Here is a 16,139-nt window from a genome sequence, read left to right on the forward strand (position 1 = left end):
GATGGCCCGGTCCAGTTCGCCGTCCGCCCGTCCGGTGGAATCAACGACGTCCCAGCCGAAGTCGACGTCCTCGGCCGGGACCACCACCTGCTGGGGCGTTCCGCCGCGGGCGGGGAATCGGGTGCGCAGGCTTTCGTGGCGCCCCACCACATCGGCCAGGGCCGCGCGCAGCGCGTCGGCATCGAGGCACCCGCTCAGCCGCAACGCGGCCGCCATGTTGTAGATGGGCGACGGCCCCTGCAACTGCTGGATGAACCACAACCGGCTCTGGGCAAAGGACAACGGGATCACCGGCGGGCGTTCACCGGCCACCAGCGGCGCCAGCCGGCCCGCCCCCTCGTCGATGCGGGGCGCCAACTGCGCGACCGTCGGCGCCTCGAACACGACGCGCACCGGGAGGTCGGTGTCCAGCGACGAATTGACCGCAGAGATCAGCCGCATCGTGGATAGCGAGTCGCCGCCGAGATCGAAGAACGAGTCGTCGACACCGACGCGTTCGACGCCGAGCACCTCGGCGTAGATGCCGGCCAGGATCTCCTCGGTCGCGGTGGTAGGGGCGCGGTAATTGTCGACGTCTCGATAGTCGGGTGCGGGCAGTGCGCGGGTGTCGAGTTTGCCGTTGACCGTCATGGGCAGGGCAGGGAGTACGACCACGGCCGCCGGGACCATGTAGGCGGGGAGGCGCTCGGCGAGCGCGGCCCGGGCCCTGCCCGCGTCCGCCGTCCCGGTGACGTACCCCCCCAGGCGCTTGTCACCGGGCCGGTCCTCGCGCGCGACCACCACCGCCTGCTCCACCCCGTCCAAAGCGCCCAGCGCCGACTGGATTTCGCCGAGCTCGATGCGGTAGCCGCGGATCTTGACCTGCTCGTCGGCGCGGCCCAGGTAGCGCAGTTGCCCGTCGGGACCCCAGCACACCAGGTCGCCGGTGCGGTACATGCGAGTCCCGGGCGCGCCGAACGGGCAGGCCATGAAGCGCGAGGCGGTCAACTCCGAGCGCCGCCAGTACCCGACGCCGACGCCGTCGCCGGCCAGATACAGCTCGCCGACCACGCCGGCCGGCACGGGCCGCAGCCATTCGTCGAGCACGAAGAAGGCCGCCCGCGTGACCGGGGACCCGATCGGCGGGAAACCCGAACCCGCTTGCAACGGCGCGCTCTTGGACGCCCACATCGTGGTTTCGGTGGGGCCGTAGACGTTCACCATCACCCGTCCGGGTGCCCAACGGTCCACCAGCTCGGGCGGGCAGGGCTCCGCGCCGATCACCAGTGCGGTCCCGTCCAGCCCGTCGGTCGGGAGCAACCCGACGGCGGACGGGGTCTGGGTGAGCACGGTGACCCCCTCGCCCACCAGCAGGGCGTGGAATTCCTCCGGCGAGCGGGACACCGACTCGGGCACCACCACCAGGCGCCCGCCGTGCAGCAGCGCCCCCCAGATCTCCCACACCGAGAAGTCGAAGGCGTAGGAGTGGAACTGGGTCCACACCTGATCCGGCGATAGCGCGATGCCGATCTGCAGGGCGTCGAATAGCTGCGCGACGTTGTGCTGGGTTACCGCAACGCCTTTGGGCACGCCGGTGGTGCCGGACGTGTAGATGATGTGGGCGTTGGGCACGCCGGTGGTGCCGGACGTGTAGATGATGTGGGCGAGGTCGTCGGGCGCGGGGGGCGGGGGCGGCGTGCCTGGCCGGCCGGCCAGGTCGGGGTGGTTCACGTCGACGACCGCCAGGTCGAACCCGTCCAGCCGGTCGGCCAGGGCGGCCGTGGTGACCGCGGCGATCGGCGCGGCGTCGGTGAGCATGAACTCCATCCGGGCCGCCGGCAGCGCGGGGTCGATCGGCAGGTAGGCGGCCCCGGACTTGAGCGCGGCCAGGATCGCCACGATCGCCTCGGCCGAACGCGAGAACAGCAGCGCCACCCGTTCGCCCGGGCGGGCGCCGTTCTCGATCAGCAGGTGCGCCAGCCGGTTGGCGGCCTCGTCCAGCTCCCGGTACGTCATGGATGTGCCGTCGCAGACCAGGGCCACCGCGTCGGGGGTGCGGGCCGCCTGCGCGGCGAACAACGCCGGAACCGTCACCGGCATTGCCGGCCGGGTCAGCACTCCCCTGTTGCCCCACCTCTCCAGCCGGGCGTGCTCACCGGCATCGAGCAGGTCGATCGACGACAGCCGTCGCTCAGGTTCGGCGGTGACCGCCGTCAGCAGCCGCTGCAACCGCTCGATCAATTGCTCGACCGTGTGGGCATCGAACACGTCGGTGCGGTATTCGGCCGTCACGACAATGCCGGCGCGCGCCCCCGACTCGGTGAAGCGCTCGGCAAGGGAGAACGTCAAATCCATGCGAGCGGTGTCGGTGTGCACGGGCATCGGCGTGACCTGCAGATCGCCCAGGGCCAATCCGCCCGCCGGGGCAGTGACCTCCCCGGGGAAGTTCTCCCAGCCCAACAACACCTGGATCAGCGGATGATGGCTCATGCTCCGGGTAGGATTGAGCCGTTCCACCAGCAGTTCGAAGGGCACGTCCTGGTGTTCGAAGGCGGCCAGGCTGCGCCGTCGCACCTGCGCCAGCAGGTCGGCGAACGTGGGATCCCCGCCTAGCTCTTTCAGGTCGACCCGCAGCACCAGGGTGTTGACGAAGAAGCCGATCAACTCGTCGAGCGCCGGCTCGGTTCGCCCGGCGATCGGGAAGCCCACCGCCACGTCATCGCTCGCGCTGATCTTGGAGAGCAGCGCGGCGAACGCGGCCTGGATCACCATGAAGCTGGTCGCGTTGTGCTCGCGCGCCGCCCGGCGAATCTGCTGCTGCAGCTCCGCCGGCCAGTCGACCGCCAGACGGGCGCCGCGGTGGTCGGCGACCTGCGGGTAGGGCCGATCCGTCGGCAGCTGCAGGCGTTCCGGCAGCCCGGCCAGGGCGTCGGCCCAGAAGTTCAGCTGGGCCGAGATGCGGCTGTCGGCATCATCGACGTCACCGAGATGCGCGCGCTGCCACAGGGTGTAGTCGACGTACTGCACCGCCAACGGCGCCCAGTCGGGGGCATGCCCCGCACACCGGCTGGCATACGCCACCCCGAGGTCACGCGCGAACGGGGTGATCGACCAGCCGTCGGCGGCGATGTGGTGCACCGCGACCAGCAGGATGTGCGCGTCGTCGCCGAGGGTGAAAAGCTCGGTGTGCAGCGGGCTTTCGCTCGCCAGATCGAAGGTGTAGCGGGCCGCCGCGGCCATGCGCTCACGCAGCCGGTCTTCCGGCCACCCGCGGGCGTCGACGACCTCGCAGGCGAAGCCGATCCGCTCGGCGGGAATCACCACCTGCTGCGGGATCCCGTCGGCGGCCGCAAACACGGTGCGCAGGCTTTCGTGCCGGGCCACGACGTCGGCCAGCGCCGCACCGAGCGCGTCCGCGTTCAGGTACCCGCGCAACCGCAACGCCACGGTGACGTTGTAAATCGGTGAGGGGCCCTGGAACTGGTCGATGAACCACAGCCGGGTCTGGGCGAACGACAGCGGAATCACCGCCGGGCGGTCCCGCGCCACCAGGGGCTCCGGCCGGTTGGCTTCGTCACCGACGAGAAGCACCAACTCGGCGACGGTGGGCGCCTCGAAGACGGCCCGCACCCCGAGGTTCGCGTTCATGCTCGCGTTGACCGCCGCGATCAGGCGCATCGCCGACAGCGAGTCCCCGCCCAGGTCGAAGAACGAGTCGTCGACGCCGACCCGCTCCAGCCCCAGCACCTGTCCGTAGATCCCGACCAGGATCTCCTCGGCGGGAGTAGACGGGGCGCGGTAGTGATCCACGTCCTGGTACTCCGGTTCGGGCAGGGCCCTGCGATCGAGCTTGCCCGAGGAGGTCATCGGGAATTCCTCGAGCGCCACGATGTGTGTCGGCACCATGTACTCGGGCAACCACGCGTTCAGCTGCTCGCGCACCTCACCGATCTTGGTGTTGGTGCGGGGGTCGTTGGCGTGGCTGGTGCGCTGCCGCACCCCCGCCGGGGGCAGGTACAGATCGGTCAGGGCCGCGGCCGGCTGGTGGTCGGCGTCGACGAAAACCGCACTGAGAGTGCCGGGTTGGGCACCCCAGGTAACGGCGACACGATAGCCGGCGGAGTCGCCTACGCGATGCAGCTCTTCGGCGACGGTGACGGCGACCTCGGGACTGGCTTGGGCGAGCGCGTCCTCGACGGATAAGCCCGCGGCGAGCGCACTCTGGACGCGGACGTCGGCGATCACTCCGGCCTGGGGGATGTCGATGAGGCGGACGACGGCAGGACGCAGCGACACCAGGTCGTCACGAAGTCCATCGAGGCCCGCGCGGTCGGCCCACGACCAGGTGGGCGCGGTGGCCACCGACCGCACGGGCGCGGGTGCCTTGTGGATGACGACGTCGTAGCGGTACCTGTTCAGCTCGTTGTCGGACAAGCCGCGTTTGAGTTGGATTTCCAATCCGCCCGCCGACGGGCGGTTGACGGCCCAGGTGGTGAAAAAGTCCGGGGCCAGGAGCAATTCGGTTTCACCGAGCATGGCGTGGCTGACCCGCTTGCGGATCTCGTCGGCGTCGGCGGCTTCGGCGCTGCGGGACAGGGCTATCCCGGTCTGGAACGCGCCCTGCAGTGCGTGGTTACGGACGTCACCGATGAACAGCGCGCCGCCGGGGGCCAGCAGCTCCATCGCGTTGTCGATGACCTCGGCCAGATATCCCGCGTTCGGGAAGTACTGGACGACCGAGTTGACGATGACGGTGTCGAAATGGCCGCGCGGCAACCGGTCCGTGACGTGGGCGGGCTGGGTGAGCAACTCGACCCGGTCCCGCCATCCGAACTGCGACTGCTCCAGTGAGCGGGCCAGGTTTTCGATGGCCACGGGCGAGAAGTCGGTCGCGACATACTGATCGCACTCCGGCGCGATCTGCGACAGCAGCAAACCCGAACCGGCGCCGATCTCGAGGACGCGCCGCGGCCGCAGGGCCATGATCCGATCCACCGTGGCGGCACGCCATTCGATCATCTCGTCGAGCGGGATCGGCTCGCCGGTGTAGCTGCTGTTCCAGCCGCGGAAGTCCATGCCGAATCCGGATCCGAGATCGGCGCCGTACAGGTCGTCGTAGAGGTGTTGCCACTCTTCGACGTCTTCCACGTCGTGATCGGCGTTGGTGTTGTGGTCGAGGGTGACGTAGGCGACCAGATGAGAGCCGGCGGCGCCGTCACGCACGGTGACGGCGGCCTGGGTGACATGCGAGCACGCCAGCAGCGTGTTCTCGATCTCACCCAATTCGATGCGCTGGCCGCGCAGTTTGATCTGCTTGTCGGCGCGACCCACGAAATCCAGGGTGCCGTCGCGGGTCCAGCGCACCAGGTCGCCGGTGCGGTACATGCGCGAGCCGGCGCCGCCAAATGGGTTGGCCACGAACCGTTCCGCCGTCAGGTCCACGCGCCCCATGTAGCCGTGCGCCAGCGCGGGCCCGCTCACGTACAGCTCACCCACCACCCCGATGGGCGCCGGGTTCAGCCAGCCGTCGAGCACCATGGCGCAGACGCCCGCGATCGGGGTGCCGATCCGAACCGGCCCCTCGGCCGGCAGGGGTGCACTCATGGTGACCCAGATAGTGGTTTCGGTCGGGCCGTACACGTTGAACATGCGCCGGCCCGGCGCCCACGCGGCCACCAACTCCGCCGGACACGCCTCGCCGCCGACCATCAATCTGTCGAATTCGGGCAGCCGCGAACGATCCAGCGACGACAGCACCGTCGGGGTCAGGAAGGCCGCGTTGACGCGTTGGCTTTGCAGCAACGCGGTCAGCGGCTCCCCCGCATACACCCCGGGAGGGGCCACCACCAGCGCCGCCCCCGACACCGCCGCCAACAGCATCTCGCCGACCGACGCGTCGAAGGTCGGCGCGGCCACCATCAGCACCCGCGTGTCCGCGCTCAGCCCGCACGACTTGCGTTGCGCGGCAGCCCATCCCAGCAGCCCCTCGTGGCCCACCACCACGCCTTTGGGGACACCGGTCGACCCCGAGGTGAAGATCACGTAGGCGGCGTCATGGGCCGTCAGTGGGGCCAGCCGATCGGCGTCGGTGATCGGGTTCGCGCTGACCCCCGACAGGTCCAGCCCATCGATCCGGATAACCGGGCGCGGTCCGGCCGCGGCCACTTCATCGGTGGCGCAGGTCAATACGCAGCCCGCGCCCGCCGTTTCGAGTACCGTGGTGATCCGCTCGACCGGGTGGTCCAGATCCACCGGCGCGTGCACGCCGCCGGCCTTGATCACCGCCCACCACGCGACCACCAACTCGAGGCAGCGATCCATCGCCACGCCCACGGCGCGCTCGGGACCCACGCCGGCGTCGATCAGCTTGCGGGCCAGGCGGGTCGACCATTCGTCGAGCTGACGGTAAGACAGCCGCCGCTCGCCGTCGACCACGGCGACGGCGTCCGGGTCGGCCGCGACGGTCGCCGCCAGCAACTCCGGGGCAACGCCCACCGGCGCGGCCGTACCGGCGCCGGACAGCTTCGCCAGCACCAGGTCGCGCTCGTCGCGGCCGAGCAGCTGGACCCCGGACAGGCGCCGTCCGGGACCGGACGTCATCGCCACCAACACCCGCTGGAACCGCTCGACGAGCGCTTCGACGCTCTCGGTGTCGAACACGTCGGCGTCGAACTCGACGTGCAGGCCGAGTTCACGGCCCGGGAGCGCCTCCATCGTCAGTGGGTAGTGGTTGTATTCACGGTTGGTGAACCCGGCGATCGCCAGCCCGTCGGGGCCCAACTGCATGCCGTCGCCGATCGGGTAGTTCTCGTAGACGAACAGGGTGTCGAAGAGCTGCTCGTGGCCGGTGATGCGATGAATGTCGTTGAGCGCCAGGTGCTGATGTTCAAGCGTGTCGTTGTTGGTGTCCTGCAGCTGACGCAGGAGGTCCGCGGCGGTGGTGGTCGCGCCGATGTTGGCGCGCACCGGCACGGTGTTGATCAACAGCCCCACCATCGATTCCGCGCCGGCCACGTCCAGTTGGCCCACGCGAGACCGCGGGGTGCCGAAGACGACGTCGTGCTGACCGGTCAGCGAGGTCAGCAGCAACGCCCAGGCGCCGTGCAGGACGGTGCTGACGGTGGTCTGGCAGGAGCGTGCCAGTTCAGTGACCGCACTCGTGGTCTCCTCGGCCACGCGGAAGGATGCCGCACCGCGCCGCCCTTGGCCCAGGCGATCTTTCGGGCCGACGAGCGTCGGCGCCTCGAAGTCGGCGAGCACCTCAGCCCAGGCCGCGCGGGCGGCATCGACGTCGCGATCGGCCAGCCAGGTGACGAAGCTGCGGTAGGGGGCGGCGGCGGGCAGCGGTTCACCGTAGTAGCTGGTGAAGATTTCGCGCAGCAGGATGGGCAACGACCACCCGTCGAGCACGATGTGGTGGTTGGTCAGCACCAGCCGGTGCCGGTCCTCTCCGGTACGGATCACCGCGACCCGGAAGGGCGGCTGGTCGGCCAGGTCGCCGACGGCGGCGCGTTCGGCGGCGCAGAGCTCTTCGATCTGCCGCTCGGTGTCGAGGTCGGTGTACCGCCATGCCACCGCCGGGCGGGCCGGGATGATCTGCACCGGTTCGTCGAACCGTTCGTAGAATCGGGCCGCCAGGTGCGGATGCCGGTTGATGACCGTGTGTACCGCATCGTGCAGGCGGTCGGGGTCCAGCGGGCCGGTGAGCGTGAAATCCAGTTGCACCGCATACATGTCGTCGCTGCCGTGCGCGGTGCTCGAATGGAAGAGCAGACCCTGCTGCAGCGGGGTCAGCGGCAGGATGTCGGCGAGGTCGTATCGCCGTTGCAGCTCGTCGATCTGCGGTTGGCTCAGCCGGGCGGGCGCGATGTCCGAGGGCGTGAGCCCGCCGCCACCGGCCCGCACGTGCGCGCAGATGCCGGACAAAGCGTCGAACCACAATTGGCTCAACCGGCCGATCTGCGCTTCGTCGAGGGCCGACGGCGCCCACGTCCAGTTGGCGCGCAGTTGCGGACCGGCGTCGGTGTCGACGGTGCCGGCGTTGAGTTCGACAGTGTGTGCCAACGGCATCGGGATCGCCGCGGCGGCGCCGCTCAACGAGAGGCTCTCCGGGTGCAGCCGCCACAGCTCATCGGGCAGCTCGGTTCCCGTGACCAGGCGACCGAGGTAGTTGAACCCGATCGGCGGGTCGGCCCCGTCGATCTTCGCGTCGCCGTTGAGGTAGCGCAGCGCACCGTAGGTCAGCGGGTGCGGCACGGCGCGAAGCTGTTCCTTGGCTTCCTTGATCAGCGTTCCCAGCTCCCGCTCGCCGGCCACCACCTGGGCCCAGGACGCCCCGCTCACGGTCAAGGACACCGGGTATTTGGTGGTGAACCAGCCGACGGTGCGCGACAGGTCCACGTCAGGCGCGAGTTCCTCGTGACGGCCGTGGCCTTCGACGTCGATGCCGATCGAGGCCTCGCCGCCCAGGAACTCCGTCCACGCCAGCCCGAAGGCGATCAGCAGAATGTCTTGCACGCCGGCATGAAACGCCGCCGGCGCCTCGCCGATGAGCGTGCGGGTGACCTCGACCTCCAATGACACCGACAGGTGCCCGGCGGCGGCGTAGGTGTCGGCCTCGGGGCGCACCGCCGGCAGTGCGGGCGGGGTCGCCGCGATCCGCTTCCAGGCCCCGGCTTGCTCGATGACTTCCGGGCGACGCGCGTGCTCGCCCAGCAGCGACGCCCAGCGGGCGAACGACGTCCCGCCTCCGGGCAGCGCCACCGGCTGCCCGCCGCGGTGCTGGGCCCATGCGATGTTCAAGTCCTCCAACAGGACTCGCCAGGACACCCCGTCGACGGCGAGGTGGTGGACGATCAACGCCAGCTGGCCGGTGGGGCCGGCCCACACCGCGCTCAGCATCGTTCCGGCGGCGGGGTCCAGCCGCGACCGGGCCGCCGCCAGCGCCTCGTCCGAGAGAACATCCACCGACCGCAGGCAGCCGGTCGCATCCACGGAACCCGCCTCGGGCACCCACAGCGCCCATCCGTCGGCACCGTCGCCCTCGACGCGCAGCCGCAGCATGGCGTGCCGATCCAGCAAGGCCTGCAACACAATCGCCACGTCGGCCTCGGTCACCCCTGCGGGCGCCTGCAGCAGCATCGTTTGGTTGAACTGGTCGGTCGGGCCGTTCACGCCGTGCAACCACCGCATGATCGGGGTGGCCTGCACCGGACCGAGACCCTCGTCGATCACCTCGGTTTGGCCGCCGGTCATCGCGGCCACGCTGGCCAGGCGGGCAACGGTCTGCTCGACGAAGACGTCGCGGGGCCGGCAGCTCAGGCCGGCGGCCCGCGCCCGCGACACCACCTGCAGCGCCAGGATGCTGTCGCCGCCGAGTTCGAAGAAGGAGTCGTCGGTGCCCACGCGGTCGACGCCAAGGACCTCGGCGTAGATGCTCGCCAGGATTTCCTCGGTCGGGTTCTGCGGAGCGCGGTAGTCACCGGCGGCGTACTCGGGGGTGGGCAGCGCGCGGGTATCCAGTTTGCCGTTGGCGGTCAGCGGCAGCGCTTCCAGTCCCACGATCGCCGCGGGCACCATAAACGCCGGCAACCGCTGCGCCAAAGCGGTCCGCAGCTGAGCCGGATCGGCGGCACCGGTGACATAACCGACCAGACGCTTGTCACCAGGGCGATCCTCGCGGGCCACCACCACCGCCTGCCCCACGCCCTCGAGTGCGCCCAACGCCGCCTGGATCTCGCCCAACTCGATGCGATACCCGCGGATCTTGACCTGCTCATCGGCGCGGCCCAGATAACGCAACTGCCCATCAGCACCCCAGCACGCCAGGTCCCCGGTGCGATACATCCGCCTACCGGCCCCGCCGAACGGACAAGCCACAAACCGCGACCCGGTCAACCCCGCCCGACCCACATAACCGGTGGCCACCCCGGCCCCGGCGACATACAACTCGCCCACCACCCCCGGCGGCACCGGCCGCAACCAGCCATCAAGCACCAACAGCGCCGCCCCCGGCACCGGCGACCCGATCGGCGGCACGCCCAAGCCCGCCTCCAGCGGAGCGCTGATGGCCACGCACATCGTCGTCTCGGTCGGCCCATAGGCGTTGACCATCACCCGACCCGGCGCCCACCGATCCACCACCTCAGGCGGGCAGGCCTCCCCCGCCATCACCAACGCCACCCCGTCCAGACCGGCCGGATCCAGCATCGCCACCGCCGACGGCGTCTGCGTCAGCACCGTCACGCCCCCGGCGATCAACACCTCATGCAGATCCTCGGGCGAACGCGCGGTGTCCTCATCGACGACCACCACCTGCCCACCGCGCAACAGCGGGACGAAGACCTCCCACACCGACACATCGAACGCCAGCGAATGCGCATGCGACCACACCCCCGGCGCCGGCAAACCAGCGTCCAGCGACCCGATCAACTGCGTCACGTTACGATGCGTCACCGCAACACCTTTAGGCACACCCGTGGTACCCGAGGTGTAAATCACATACGCCACCCCATCGGCATCCGGCTCGGGCAGGGCCGTGTGCGGCTCGGCGTCGATGCGCCGATCATCGACATCGATCACGCTGACCCCGCGACCCTCAAGACGCACCGCCAGATCCGCCGTAGTCACCACCGCCACCGGCGCGGCGTCAGCCAACATGAACCCGATCCGCGCATCCGGGGAGGAAGGATCGATCGGCAGATACGCCGCCCCGGACTTGAGCACCGCCAGCATCGCCACGACCGCCTCCGCCGACCGCGAAAACACCAGCGCCACAACCCGCCCCGGGCCCGCACCCTCGGCCACCAAACAACGCGCCAACCGATTCGACGCCTCATCCAGCTCCCGATACGACACCGACCCGCCCGCGCACACCAACGCCACCGCCCCCGGCGCACGCGCCACCTGCGCGGCGAACAACGAAGGCACCGACACCGGCAAAGCCGCCCGCCCCGCCAAAACCGCCGTATTACCAAGCCCTTCCAGACGCGCGCGCTCTGCATCGCCGACCAGATCCACCGACGACAACACCCGCGACAAATCACCCGCCATCGCCACCAACACCCGCTGCAGACGTCCCGCCAAATCCGAGACGTCGAAGTTCGAGAACGGTTGCCCGACACCGACGGTGCTCAGGAATTGCTGGTCCCCGAAGCCGAGGAAGAACAGTCCGAAGTGACCGACCGGGCCGAAGGTGGTGTATGTGGCGGTCGCCGGGACACCGGCGAGGCTGAGGGTGAGTCTGGCCGGAACGAAGTTGACGACGACCCGGTTGGACGCCTGCGGGGCGCCACGGAACCCGCCGTCGCCGCCAAGCATGTGGACTGGAAATCGCTGATGCCGCAGCGCTTCTCGCGAGCGGGTGTCGACCTGCTGGAGGAAGTCGGCGACTGTCCCGTGCGGCGACGCGTTCAAGACAAGGGGCACGACCCCGGCGAGCATGCCGGGATGGGTCTTCGATTCGGGATCCGTCCGGCGGCTGACCGGGAAGTCGAGCACCACCTCGTCGGAATTGTCGGTACGGAACCCGCGCACCAACAGCGCGCACGCGGCGGTGAGCACCGACGACCGGCGGATGCCCAGCGCTTTGGACAACTGTTTGATCAGGGCGACCACCGACGAGTCCAATTGGACCGGTGGGGAGGGTGCGTAGGGATCGCGCTCGCCGCCGGTTTGGGTCAACCGATAGTCGGGCTCGCTTGCCGAAGGAAGGTGTTGGGCCCAATAGGTCTGGTCCTCGGCGTAATCGGCGGAAGCCGCATACTCCGCCTCGCTGTCGACAAGGTCACGCAACGAACCGAAGAAGGCCGGCGATATCGCGGCGCCGGTGGCGAGTGCGGAATAGACGGCCGCAATCCGGCGGCCGAGTAGCGCGATGCCCAACCCGTCGATGGCGATGTGATGGCAGCAGGTGAACCAGTAGTACTCATCGGGCGCCGTCTGGAAGAGGTAGAAGTTGATCATCGGGCCGGTGAGCGGGATCGGCGTCCGTTGGATGGCCGACGCCCTCTCCCGGACCTCGCGCTCGGGATCGGGCGAACCGCTCACGTCGTAGAAGGCCAGTTCGATATCGGGGTCCTCGATCGCGGTCTGGAAGACTTCGCCGTCTACCTCGAAGAAGCACGCCCGGATGCTTTCGGCCTCGCCCACCACGTGACGCATCGCCTGCTCGAACAACGCGCGGTCAACCGCGCCCTCGATCCGCACCAGCACCCCGAGCTGCCATGCCACATCGAAGTGACCCGTTTGCTGCGCGAGCCAGATGTCCAGCTGCGCCCGCGTCAGCGGCAATGCACGGTCACTGCGTTCCACAAATTCCCCCCGAAAGCTTTTCCGACTCCTTCATACCTAGACTGTCTACGCATCACAAACCAGGAGCGGACAGCCTGTCACGCAGGCTTTTCGGACGGATGTCCGGCCAATTCTGTTCGATGTAGTCGAGGCAGGCGGCCCGGTCGGCCTCTCCGTACACCACCCGCCAGCCGGCCGGGACATCCGTGAAGACCGGCCAAAGGCTGTGCTGTTCCTCATTATTGACCAGGACGAAAAATTTGCCACTGTCGTCATCAAAGGGATTGCTCTGCAACGGACGACCTCCTCTGCCAAGGTGAAAATTGCATGACGGTCCCGCGCGCAGCACAAAACTATGTGCCGCGCTTCAGGATTGGCCGTTACTTTCGACCAGTGTGCCGATCTGCCCGCGGGCACGAAGCCGGTGCCGGTGGGCTTGATTGCGGAAATCCCCGTCGTGATGTGACTGGCTGCAGTTCGGGCCCCAGTTCTTCCCCGGCCCGAATCGCAATACCGTCCGCAACATCAACAGTAACCCCAAAATCGCGGAAGCTTCTCCGCGGGGGCTTTCCGTCGGTGCTACAGCGGACCACTAACATGCTGGCACTACGACTTTGGACGTCGCGCTCCACGGCTCGCCGGTTACCCGCCGACACCCGCCGTCAAACCTATGAATTTCGTTCTTGCATAAGAGATTCGCACCCCCGGTTTGTTCGACGCGTGTCGCGTCATCCAGCAAGAACAAAACTTTGTCCCCGCCAGCTTCGTCATCATCGGACACGGAGAGGTGGCCGCGCGATTCCGGCGCCCTCCGAACGCAATGGCCGCGGTTTGCTGTCATGCCGTGGACACATTGCCGGAACGACCGCACACCTTTTGCGGTCACGTTCCGGTTCACCCCAGGGCAGCAAGCTTTCAGCCGCGACATGGCGGGAGGAAGGCCCGACATTCGTGCATCGTAATTCCTGATCGCGACAAGCGGGCGCGGTTTGTCGGCCTTGCCCGAAAGCCACGATGCTTTGAGGGGCGTAACCACAACGGGAGCTTGCTACAGCAGAGGCCTGTGGCGGCTGCGCACGATGCCAGCCGGCGCAGCGCTTAGCTGCAGACGGGCGGACAGGCGCAGCCGCACCGGCATTCTTGTGATTGATCTCACGACGGTTGCTGCGGTGGCGTTCACGCGCGTATAGCGGGGCGTTCATCTGCTTACCGAGCCGAGAGTGATTCGCGAACCGCATTGCGCGAGTGCGAAGTTCGGTGTCGCCGAGCCAACCCGGCAGCCCACAGTTTTGCATTCATGATCCCGGGCGCAATTGGCTGGTGCCGGTGTTTAGGCACCCCGGGGCGCGGGTAGAGCTGCGCCAATGTGGGGGTCAGTGCTGGGGCTGGGAATTCTGGCGGCGCTCAATCCGGTGCGCCTGGGCCTCGCCCTCCTGATGATCTCCCGGCCGCGCCCCGGACCGAACCTGCTCGCCTACTGGGTCGGTGGCCTGACCGTGTGTGTGCCCGAGCTGCTCGCCCCGCTGATGCTGCTGAACTTCACCTCCGCGTTCGGCACATTCCGGCACGGCTCGGCCGGCCCGGCCGCGAGCTCCACCCTCCCCCACATCCAAATCGGGCTGGGCGTGCTCGGGTTGTCGATCGCCGCGCTGATGGCGGTGCGCTTCTCGACGCGTCGGCGCGCGCAGGCGCACGCATCGAGCGACGGGAACCCGACGCCGACGCCGGCTCCGGGGGCGCCGATCGCCGTTCCACGATTCCTCAGCCGCGCACAGGACCTTTCCCCCGAGGACCGTTCCGGAATCCGGCGCCTGCTCCACCGCGCCCACCGCGCGTGGGAGAAGGGGTCGTTGTGGATCGCGTGGGTCATCGGGCTGGCATCGGTTCCGGTCGACGGGGTGCTCTTCATCCTCGCCATCATCGTGGCGTCGAGGGCTGCGGTCGCCACGCAGGTCAGCGCCTCGATCGCGTTCGTCCTGCTGATGTATTCCGTCGTCGAGATGATCTTGGTGGGCTATGTGGCCGCACCGGCCCGAACCCACGCGGTATTGCGGCAGCTGCACGACTGGGTGCGGGCGTACCACCGGCAGATCCTGGTGACCGTCTTCACGGTGGTCGGGGTGACCCAGTTGGCCCAGGGCATGCACATCCTCTGAGCCATCCGCCGGGCTGAGCTTTCTGGTCCGCCCGACACCGCACGGCATAGCCTGGTGTTCTGACCGCCCGTGCTTCTGCGAGAGGAAGCGATATGCCTGCACCGTCAGCCGAAGTCTTCGACCGTTTGCGTCAGCTGGCCGCGATCAAAGACGTCACCGCCCGCGAGACCAAGACGATCGACGAGGTCTTCACCGGCAGACCGCTGGCCACGATACCCATCGGCACGGCCGAAGACGTCGCGGCGGCGTTCGCCGAGGCGCGCGCGGCCCAGGTCGAGTGGGCGAAGCGGCCGGTGACCGAGCGGATCGAGGTGATCGGCCGCTATCGCGACCTCGTCGTGGACAACCGCGAGTTCCTGATGGACCTCCTGCAAGCCGAGGCGGGCAAGGCCCGATGGGCCGCGCAGGAGGAAATCGTCGACCTGATGGCGAACGCGAATTACTACGCGCGCGTGGCGGCGGACCTGCTGAAGCCTCGCACGGTGCAGTCGCTGCTGCCGGGGATCGGCAAGACCACGGTCGGTTACCAGCCCAAGGGCGTGGTCGGGGTGATTTCACCGTGGAACTACCCGATGACGCTGACGGCGTCCGACTCCGTGCCGGCGCTGCTGGCCGGCAACGCGGTGGTGCTCAAGCCGGACAGCCAGACGCCGTACTGCGCGCTGGCGTGTGCCGAGCTGTTGTACCGGGCCGGTCTGCCGCGGGCGTTGTACGCGATCGTGCCCGGACCGGGCTCGGTGGTCGGCACCGCCATCATCGACAACTGCGACTACTTGATGTTCACCGGCTCGACCGCCACGGGTAGACAGCTCGCAGAGCATTGCGGCCGCCGACTGATCGGTTTCTCGGCCGAACTTGGCGGCAAGAACGCGATGATCGTCACGCGGGGCGCCAACCTGGACAAGGCGGCCAAGGCCGCCACCCGCGCGTGCTTCTCCAACGCGGGCCAGCTGTGTATCTCCATCGAGCGGATCTACGTCGACAAGGACATCGCCGACGAGTTCATCGGCAAGTTCGGTGCCGCGGTGCGGAATATGAAGCTGGGCACCGCCTATGACTTCACCGTCGAGATGGGCAGCCTGATCTCCGCGGGCCAGCTGGACACGGTCACCGACCACGTCGACGACGCGAAAGCCAAGGGCGCCACGGTGATTGCGGGCGGCAAGGCGCGACCCGACATCGGGCCGCTGTTCTATGAGCCCACGGTGCTGACCGACGTCACGCCGGAGATGGAGTGCGCGGCCAACGAGACGTTCGGGCCGGTCGTCTCGATCTACCCTGTCGCCGGCGTGGAGGAAGCCGTCGAGAAGGCCAACGACACCGAGTACGGGCTCAACGCCAGCGTGTGGGCCGGCTCCTCCGCGGAGGGCGAGCAGATCGCCGCGCGGTTGCGGTCGGGGACCGTGAACGTCAACGAGGGCTACGCGTTCGCGTGGGGCAGCCTGAGCGCGCCGATGGGCGGGATGGGCCAGTCCGGCGTCGGTCGCCGGCACGGGCCCGAGGGTCTGCTGAAGTACACCGAGTCACAGACGATCGCGACGGCCCGCGTGTTCAATCTCGATCCGCCCCTTGGTATTCCGGCGACCCTCTGGCAGAAGTCGCTACTGCCCATCGTGCGCACGGTGATGAAACTGCCCGGGCGGAACTGACGACGGGACCTGCGCAACCCTAAGACTTCAGCCCAAACACCTGCACGACTCCTCGAGACCCTGC

General features: G+C 68.6%; 3 protein-coding genes and 1 pseudogene (1 of these 4 cut by a window edge). 2 read left to right on the top strand and 2 right to left on the bottom strand.

What is annotated here, in order from left to right; translation table 11 throughout:
• Together C1737_RS06845 and C1737_RS06850 are read right to left on the bottom strand one after the other, a co-directional pair.
• Positions 1-12,291: pseudogene (locus C1737_RS06845) on the bottom strand (non-ribosomal peptide synthase/polyketide synthase); it reaches 18,977 nt to the left of the window's first position.
• A 52-nt stretch (positions 12,292-12,343) separates the two neighbouring features.
• A complete protein-coding gene (locus C1737_RS06850) occupies positions 12,344-12,565 on the bottom strand; it encodes an MbtH family protein (RefSeq protein WP_067916546.1) in 222 nt (73 codons plus the stop codon).
• Between the two features lie 1,069 nt (positions 12,566-13,634).
• Between C1737_RS06850 and C1737_RS06855 the strand changes: the two genes are divergently transcribed.
• Both C1737_RS06855 and C1737_RS06860 read left to right on the top strand, forming a co-directional pair.
• On the top strand, positions 13,635-14,426 hold the full coding sequence (locus C1737_RS06855; RefSeq protein ID WP_102417550.1) for a GAP family protein: 792 nt from the start codon (positions 13,635-13,637) through the stop codon (positions 14,424-14,426).
• Between the two features lie 92 nt (positions 14,427-14,518).
• Positions 14,519-16,075, top strand: a complete 1,557-nt coding sequence (locus C1737_RS06860; protein WP_102417551.1) for a succinic semialdehyde dehydrogenase — start codon at positions 14,519-14,521, stop codon at positions 16,073-16,075.
• Positions 16,076-16,139 lie beyond the last annotated feature (64 nt).

This window comes from Mycobacterium sp. 4858, assembly GCF_900240975.1.
Lineage (GTDB): Bacteria > Actinomycetota > Actinomycetes > Mycobacteriales > Mycobacteriaceae > Mycobacterium.

Coding starts and splice junctions, on each gene's coding strand:
- C1737_RS06860 (WP_102417551.1), top strand. CDS start 14,519: ATGCCTGCACCGTCAGCCGAAGTCTTCGACCGTTTGCGTCAGCTGGCC.
- C1737_RS06855 (WP_102417550.1), top strand. CDS start 13,635: ATGTGGGGGTCAGTGCTGGGGCTGGGAATTCTGGCGGCGCTCAATCCG.